We start from the raw sequence: 378 nt of genomic DNA on the forward strand, positions 1-378 counted from the left end.
TGTTGTCGGAGCGGGGTGGGGTGGATGTGCAGGTGCGGGTGGGGGTGGTTGATGAGGTGGGTCGGCGTGATGTGGGGGTGTTCGCGCGGCCGGATGAGGCCACCCCGTGGACCCAGCACGCCACCGGGGCCGTGACCGCCGAGGCGGCCGCGGTCGTCGATGAGCACCTGTCCGGCACCTGGCCGCCGGCCGGCGCCGAGGCCGTTCCGCTCTCGGGTTTCTACGAGCGCCTCGCCCAGGACGGATACGAGTACGGTCCGGCGTTCCGGGGGTTGCGTGCGGCGTGGCGGCGCGGGGAGGAGATCTTCGCGGAGGTGCGGCTGCCCGAGGAGCGGCACGGCGACGACTTCGACCTGCATCCGGCACTGCTCGACGCGG

General features: G+C 73.3%; 1 protein-coding gene. It reads left to right on the top strand.

Annotated features, from left to right (window positions below; translation table 11 throughout):
• Positions 1–44: 44 nt before the first annotated feature.
• A partial coding sequence (locus RM779_RS33490; RefSeq protein WP_311621563.1) for a polyketide synthase dehydratase domain-containing protein occupies positions 45–378 on the top strand: 334 nt, incomplete at its 3' end.

The sequence above is a fragment of the Streptomyces johnsoniae genome (genome assembly GCF_031845565.1).
Taxonomy (GTDB): Bacteria; Actinomycetota; Actinomycetes; order Streptomycetales; family Streptomycetaceae; genus Streptomyces; species Streptomyces johnsoniae.